Below are 6,659 nucleotides of genomic sequence, written 5' to 3'. Positions count from 1 at the left end.
ACAGTAAATGTAAACAGCGTTTATGTGCAAAGAAAAAAGCTGAAGATCACTCCAATGATGGCGATCTTCAGCTTTCGTATAACTTACTATTTGTTTTAACGTGTCGCAGGTATTTGACCTACCGATACTATTTTAATAATACTATTGGTCGAGTTTTGATTAGATCGACCATACAGATCCCAAAATGCATTGATCCCTTCGCGTTCATTAAGCGCAGTAGAGAAATATTCTATCTCTCCAAACAAAGAAAATATAATTCGTGTCAAACTTGCAGTTGTATTCATACGGTCATCTCCCTAATTTAAGATACTCAGTTTTTCTGATTTTTGACTATACAGGAGTGCATCATTCATATTTCTAAATACAAACGACCATGTTTCCCAATCATCTGATAATTCTTTAATTTGATTTTTATTCCCAGTACTCATATTCACCAAACATAACGGATAATCAGAATACGATGGGCTAACTGCTAATCGATAAGGAATGATTTCTGGTCTTAACGATGTGTGATTGACCAGGTAAAATACATCTCCTAGATCTTTGTCTAGTACAGCAGTAGTTTGAGAAGCTTCAATCCATTTTATTAAAGGATAGATGGCTTGATAATGAGCCGTCTGTGCTTCTAAGAGTTGACCAGATTGCATTTTAATTCTAAATAAGTAGCAACTTGGATCTGCATTTTCTATCGAAAAACTATCAATAATACCTGTTTCTTCGCGTTTTAATGTACGAATGTGTTCGTTGCAGTAGACAGTACCGTGATAAGTATTATCTTTGAGCTGCTTAAGTGGAAATGAAACTGATTTAAAAGACAATTCTTGTAACATAAATACTTTGATTTTTTCATAATGCACTGCACAATTTAACATAATGTTCTCCTTATAATATGATTTTAAAAGTAGACGATCCTCCTTATGTATCTTTTTAAGCACAAAAAAATGCGCTTCTCAAATTATCAGCCTGATGTCATAAAGAAAAGACATGTGGATTGATCACTTGAGAAGTGCATTTTAAAAGAGAATTCTCTTAGCGCTTGCTTAGAGGGTATGAAATTTGTTGTAGAATATTACTATAATATCATCGCAAACATATATACACAAATTATTTAATCGATTATATTATAGATAAATGAATTGAATACAACTCACAGTGGAAGCACCACGTATGGCTTATTTAGCTATACGTGGTGCTTTTTTTATTTTAGGAGGATGAAAATGGATCTAAAAAAATGGTTTAACATGTTGTTTATAACGAAAAAGGATGTAATCAATGAACAGATTAGTACTCCTTCTACGCTTAACCCAGCACCTGACACCATTGAGTTCAATAAAGAATTCAAGTGTAATCTGAATCGTATCGATATTCCTTTCTCATCTAATCATCCGTCCGTATTGGGCAAAAATAATGCAGATCGTATCGAAGCCTTTATCGAGGACTCCTTTAGAGCAGAATACTTTACGCACGTAAAAGAAAGAGTCATGAAGCATCATCCGTACATAGATGATATCCAGTACGATTGGCTTCTTTTAGAGTTAAAACGTTTTTTTTTCATGAGTGCTCTATTTAAGTCGACACCCATGTATAGTCCACTGGTTGATATCCTATGGCATGAAATGTTGATGTTTACAGCAGATTACCAGCAGTTTTGTGATTTATTCTGTGGTCATTTTATCCATCATCGTCCTAATGTTACCCGGAAGAATGAAGAAATCAGTTCAGAAGATCGTGCTTTTTTTGATTTTGTTTATAGTCTTTTATTTGAAGTGGATCAAGAGAATCAAATACACTTGAGAGCGTTCCATCGGTATTCACTTAGTGAGGAAGTTCTATTAGACTTTTCTAATTCGCTGGACTCGTATTTATTAAAAGCCTATTTTAATGTCGCTACAAATGACCAATTTGCTAGTATACAAGAGTTATTGATCCTTCTAATTAAACAATCCATATTGAAGAGTCAATCTTCAGTAAATAACTATCCTGGTATGAATAAAGCGATGCGGAATTCATTAAATATGTTAGCTTCAGTAGGGTTTATAACTCCTGAATCTTCACCACTTCATCATTCAAGACTTTTAGACTCCCAATTACAAGAAAAAACGGAAACATGGAATAATCTTGTTGGAAATTCCCGTACTGTTAGTGTTTCCAAGTCTAACGGATCTAAAAGTTCTAATGGTTCAAAAGATTCAAGCGATGATGGAAATCCTAGTAGTTCGTGTAGTGGAAGTTCTTGTAGCAGTAGTTCATGTAGTAGCAGTTCGTGCAGTTCTTGTGGAAGCTAATTGAATCAATGTCCTAAAGAGTAAGTTATTAGAAAGGAATACCCTATAATGAAATACGTATTAACTGATAATACTAGAGTGTATAAAGGCATAACATTACATCAAATTAAAGCTCTTAAAGATATACTTACTCCTACTATAATAGTTAAAGCAGGCGATTTAGGAGGTTGGGTTGAGCATACAGGCAATCTTAGTCAGAAGGGTAACAGCTGGGTGCATCCCAATGCTTTAGCTTACCAGCAGGCTAGAGTGTTTGATCATGCGCAACTTTTAGATTTTGGTTCTGCCTATGGTAATGCTCATGTGTTTGGAAACGCAATGGTTCAAAATCATGCCTGCATTTATGATCATGCGAAAATTAGTGATCAAGCAATCGCGGGGGACTATTCTTCTATAGGAGGCTATTCTACTGTTTCCGGGTCATCTACTGTAATGGGCTATTCAGTAATATTAGACCATGCTCGCGTCTTAGATCATGCTTGTATCACACATTATGCTAAAATACGTGGCTATGCAGAAATTGGTGGATATGCTTGTATAGGAGGTCATGCCAATATAAGCGAGTATTGCACTATTCATGGTTCTGCTGTTGTTTTAGATTATGTTGAGTGTTACGGAAATACTTTGATTCATGAGAATGCATCTATCGGTGGATATGTTAAAATTTATGGTCAAGCAGAAGTTCGGGGTTCTGTTCAAATTGGTGGAGACGTACATGTTTACGATTATGCAGTTATTGAAGGTAATGTGAAACTCAACGGATCTGTACGTATTAGCCTCCATGCTAATATCTCTGGTGAAGCTATGCTTTCAGGTATGGTCAATATTCAGTCTTCAGGTAGCTATATGGTTTTAGGACCCCTGTTAGGGAATCATTATCTAACTACTTACCGTGGATTAAAAGACAGATTTGTAGAAATGCCAGGCTATCTCGGTACACTTGAAGAATTTTCTTTGAAGGTACGTAACGAATTATTGGATCAATCAATGTTGCCGTATGTTTCCATGTTAGAGCTTTTAGATCATGGTCAGAAATTAGCAGGATGAAGAAAAAGCCGTTTACTTGTGATGTGGATTATACATCATGAGTAAACGGCTTTTTAAGTTTTCCATCAAATCAGAATAATTCAGAGGACAAATTTCCAGATTGCTTTAATGACTTCTCCTACCAGATCTATAAGATCAAAGAATTGAAAGTCTGTATTCTCTTCCTTGCTGGTACTTCGTTGTCTATCATAACTTATATTCTCAACACTACTATAGTGAATACCTTTTAAGATGTAACTACCTTTCATCCAATCTACTGTACGGCGAACATTAACTGATAGAGGCCCATCTTTCCATAGAATATTTATATTGGAAAGTATATGATTTTTATCTACATTCACTGTAAATGTAGTAGCAGGAAATTCATTTTTTTAAATCTCTTTTAGATGTTCAGCAGTTTGATAGATCATACGTTCTCCTTCATGATACAGTGTTTTCAGCCATTCTTGAATTAATGAATTCGCACACTTCTTGACTTGTTCCATTAAAAATAAATTTCGAGTAGCTATCTGTAACTATGGATACTATATGATAATTTGGTACTTCTAGTGGAGAGATAACGCACATATCCCCATACTGAGCCACTTTATCTATACTGGCTATTTCATTAAGTTTGACGGCTTCATTAAATTGCACATGCCAATGTTGATCGGCAGCTATCATTCTAAATTGCATAAGTCTACTCTGCTCTATAGAATCCAATAAATCCATTTGAAAGAATCCTTGTTTAGGTTGTTGGATTAATTCAACAATGGGATTATGGATTAAATGTAATGACTCTGAGATGACGGTCATTTTCATTTGTTCAATGACCTCTTCCAAAGTATGACCTTTCACGTAAAAGTGAAGTGTTCCAGATAACACAGGGCAAGTAGCAATTTTACCTTCTTCTGTCTTACTCCACGTTAAATTAATTGCCCATAAATCGGATGAAGTATTTTCAATACTCATTGTTCTAACCACTTTTATATCTTCTTTGTTAATAGTCATAGGATATTCCTCCATTTTATATAATTATTTGATTCCATCACTAAGTACAAATTCTTGAATAAGCCGTCTTTCGGCAGATCTTAGAAAAGTACTTCTGAATTCACCGAACCACTCCGTATCAATCTTCTCGTCAACTAGTCGATTATGAATAATTGCTTTTCTTTCTGGACTTAAATTTCGTTCATACGTTATATACAAAGAGTTGTTATATTCTTGGTTTTCCCAAACAAAGTCTTTTTCTAACCACTCTATTGCTTGGGTTACATGTTCTTTCATTACACCATCATCCCAAGAAACAGATAAGGTAAGTGCATATGCATTTGCTCTTACTGAAAATTTTGTAGCAGGAAACCTTTTCTTCAAAATACCTCTTGCGATCTTAGCTGCTATAGCTGGAGTAGAACATAATTTCATTTTAAATCTCTCCTCAAATTATAATTAGACGCAAAAATGCATCTCTCAAAAAATCAATAGCACTCAACTTAAAATAAAAGTTAAGCAGATTGATCATCCTTGAGAGATGCATTTTGAAAAAGTTAATCCAGCGCTTGCCAGATTCTTTAATAATATAATTCAATTTATGTAATTGAGTATATCATATAGTTATTTCTGGTAAAAGAGCTTATCTAAATTTTAGATTTACGTTGAGGGTACTTTTAAAACGATTCAAGTAGTATAATCTTTGCTGATTAAGCTTAGATAACTCTATTTCATCTTTATAGTAACTATTTTCAATAAGGCTATCTATTATAACTTGAGATTCAAACTCTTTAAAGGATAAGATCAGGTTTCCGATAAACGGATCAGCAATCAACTGATTCCAAGTATCTTCGAGTATTTTAATTTCTATATCGTTTGTAACTTCTTGTTTTGCAAATACCTCATCTTTATACGCAATAATACTCATCGATACCCAACTGAGCCAAAAGCGATACTCTTCCAGGGATGTAATGGTATATGTAGCATTTAAATAGCTGTTGTAAGTTGGTGTAAATACATGTTGTGTCTTCTGAAAGTATCCGTTTCTTGTCGGGTTTAAATTGATCATTGTCTTCCTCCTGTAATTATAAATATAAAAAAGCACACAAATAGCTTATAGCTAAATGCGTGCTTCGCATGATTATTATGATGTTGAATTACTTGTACTCTTTCATGAGCAGTATGGCATCCACATCTTCTTGACGAACAGCTAAGTCAAATAAGGTTTGATGGCTGGAGACATTCTGACAGGGGTCTGCTCCTATTTCCAGTAGTCTTTTAAGTAGATCATAACGTTTACAATACATAGCAGGCATCATAAGATATGAGATCCAAGACACCCTACTTTTATTATCGACTAAATCCAAAAAATAATTAATATACTCAAAGGGCTGATTGTCCATAATCATTTTTGCAAATAATTCATATACATTTTTACTATTCTCTGTAATAGCAGAACTACCTAACAAAATAGATAAGGAACTATGGTTATGGAAAAGGTATGCTATTTTTAAAGGATCGTAAGGAGTATAGTCTGTAATAATATTATGGTCTAATAGTTTATACAACGATACATTATCGCTGGCTATTATAGCAATCTGTAATATTGATAGATTGTAACAGCGAGAATATAACAAATCACTCCAGCCTTTAAAGTGGTTAGGATTACAATCAGACAAATAGAGAATCAGTTGGCTCTTCAAAGCATCTTGATATATTTGTTCTATTCGACTCTTTATCAAACTCAAATTAGTACTAGGAAATGAACTATTTAAACTAACTGTATGTTTGTTACCATACAAGTATCCTGCATCTATCAACTCATTAACAATTGTCATCAATTCTAATTCTGTAGCTGAAGAATACTTCAGAACGCTTTTAATAGAAATTTGCAGGTTACTATAGGTACTAATAAAAGTAATAAGCCCTTTCGCTGCGTAAGAAATGTCTGGATCATCCATTAAACTGTTTAGTGTATCGTCTTGCGTTAATTTAAATGCAAATAGAGTTTTAGAGAAATCGATCACTAGATCATATTTATGCGAATCCTTATTGTACGTTATAAATTTGTTACTCATTAATTTTCGAAGCGATATACTTATGTCGAATGCCGTATCTACATGACTACTGTAGATATCCTTTTTTGAGGACTTTCCAGTAAGCAGATATATAAAAATTCCTTTTTCTATCCAACTTATACTGGTCGATTTTAAAATATAGTGTTCGATCCAATCAACTAAAAACTCTTTCTGGGTTTGATCTACATATGAGTTCCACATAACAATATAAAAAATTCCCCCGCTCAAACGTACAAATATTTATGTATAATTCTATAACTAGAATAATAATCCAATAAAT

The 6,659-nt window shown here is 33.7% G+C and carries 8 protein-coding genes; 2 read left to right on the top strand and 6 right to left on the bottom strand.

Features of this window, described 5'->3' with window-relative positions:
- Window positions 1-95 precede the first annotated feature (95 nt).
- Together PTI45_RS19630 and PTI45_RS19625 are read right to left on the bottom strand one after the other, a co-directional pair.
- Window positions 96-284 (bottom strand): hypothetical protein, encoded by a 189-nt coding sequence (locus tag PTI45_RS19630; protein WP_069329288.1) that lies wholly within the window; start codon window positions 282-284, stop codon window positions 96-98.
- Between the two features lie 12 nt (window positions 285-296).
- Window positions 297-872 (bottom strand): hypothetical protein, encoded by a 576-nt coding sequence (locus PTI45_RS19625; RefSeq protein ID WP_069329287.1) that lies wholly within the window; start codon window positions 870-872, stop codon window positions 297-299.
- Window positions 873-1,217: 345 nt separating this feature from the next.
- Between PTI45_RS19625 and PTI45_RS19620 the strand changes: the two genes are divergently transcribed.
- Window positions 1,218-2,285, top strand: coding sequence for a glycine-rich domain-containing protein (locus PTI45_RS19620; protein WP_069329286.1), 1,068 nt, complete (start codon window positions 1,218-1,220; stop codon window positions 2,283-2,285).
- A gap of 48 nt (window positions 2,286-2,333) precedes the next feature.
- Window positions 2,334-3,332 (top strand): hypothetical protein, encoded by a 999-nt coding sequence (locus tag PTI45_RS19615; protein ID WP_069329285.1) that lies wholly within the window; start codon window positions 2,334-2,336, stop codon window positions 3,330-3,332.
- A gap of 420 nt (window positions 3,333-3,752) precedes the next feature.
- Here PTI45_RS19615 and PTI45_RS19610 read toward each other — a convergent pair whose 3' ends face one another.
- The 4 genes from PTI45_RS19610 to PTI45_RS19595 all read right to left on the bottom strand — a co-directional run bounded on the left by PTI45_RS19610 (window position 3,753) and on the right by PTI45_RS19595 (window position 6,262).
- Window positions 3,753-4,322, bottom strand: coding sequence for a hypothetical protein (locus PTI45_RS19610; RefSeq protein WP_069329284.1), 570 nt, complete (start codon window positions 4,320-4,322; stop codon window positions 3,753-3,755).
- 24 nt (window positions 4,323-4,346) lie between these two features.
- Window positions 4,347-4,736, bottom strand: a complete 390-nt coding sequence (locus PTI45_RS19605; RefSeq protein ID WP_069329283.1) for an LPD29 domain-containing protein — start codon at window positions 4,734-4,736, stop codon at window positions 4,347-4,349.
- Between the two features lie 208 nt (window positions 4,737-4,944).
- Window positions 4,945-5,370 carry a hypothetical protein gene (locus tag PTI45_RS19600; RefSeq protein WP_069329282.1) on the bottom strand — a complete coding sequence of 142 codons (426 nt, stop codon included), beginning with the start codon at window positions 5,368-5,370 and terminating at the stop codon, window positions 4,945-4,947.
- A gap of 88 nt (window positions 5,371-5,458) precedes the next feature.
- A complete protein-coding gene (locus PTI45_RS19595; RefSeq protein WP_161594339.1) occupies window positions 5,459-6,262 on the bottom strand; it encodes an ankyrin repeat domain-containing protein in 804 nt (267 codons plus the stop codon).
- Between the last annotated feature and the right edge of the window lie 397 nt (window positions 6,263-6,659).

Origin of the sequence: Paenibacillus nuruki, assembly GCF_001721045.1 — a bacterium.
Taxonomy (GTDB): Bacteria; Bacillota; Bacilli; order Paenibacillales; family Paenibacillaceae; genus Saccharibacillus; species Saccharibacillus nuruki.
Note: the sequence above shows the minus strand (reverse complement) of the source record. Positions and strands in the feature narration are given on the sequence as shown.

Coding starts and splice junctions, on each gene's coding strand:
- PTI45_RS19630 (WP_069329288.1), bottom strand. CDS start 284: ATGAATACAACTGCAAGTTTGACACGAATTATATTTTCTTTGTTTGGA.
- PTI45_RS19625 (WP_069329287.1), bottom strand. CDS start 872: ATGTTAAATTGTGCAGTGCATTATGAAAAAATCAAAGTATTTATGTTA.
- PTI45_RS19620 (WP_069329286.1), top strand. CDS start 1,218: ATGGATCTAAAAAAATGGTTTAACATGTTGTTTATAACGAAAAAGGAT.
- PTI45_RS19615 (WP_069329285.1), top strand. CDS start 2,334: ATGAAATACGTATTAACTGATAATACTAGAGTGTATAAAGGCATAACA.
- PTI45_RS19610 (WP_069329284.1), bottom strand. CDS start 4,322: ATGACTATTAACAAAGAAGATATAAAAGTGGTTAGAACAATGAGTATT.
- PTI45_RS19605 (WP_069329283.1), bottom strand. CDS start 4,736: ATGAAATTATGTTCTACTCCAGCTATAGCAGCTAAGATCGCAAGAGGT.
- PTI45_RS19600 (WP_069329282.1), bottom strand. CDS start 5,370: ATGATCAATTTAAACCCGACAAGAAACGGATACTTTCAGAAGACACAA.
- PTI45_RS19595 (WP_161594339.1), bottom strand. CDS start 6,262: ATGGATGATCCAGACATTTCTTACGCAGCGAAAGGGCTTATTACTTTT.